This window comes from Microbacterium hibisci (assembly GCF_015278255.1).
In the GTDB taxonomy this organism is placed as follows: domain Bacteria; phylum Actinomycetota; class Actinomycetes; order Actinomycetales; family Microbacteriaceae; genus Microbacterium; species Microbacterium hibisci.
In genome coordinates, this window is record NZ_JADIJC010000002.1 from 356,229 (window position 1) to 356,434 (window position 206).

The following is a 206-nucleotide window of genomic DNA, read 5'->3' on the forward strand; positions in this document are numbered from 1 at the left end:
CGAGCGACAGGCGCGTCATGGTTTGGGGTGAGGGAAGGAAGCGCTCTCGGAGCGCGGCGTTCGGCATGCTCGCATATGCGACGGCGATCGCCGTCGCGGTGAGCCTGGCCGTCCCCTTCAGCGCGCCCGCCGTCGCGTCTCCCACGACCGTCGCCCCATCGCCTGCGGCTGCGGAGCGGGCACCCGAATCGGCGCCCGAGCCTTCC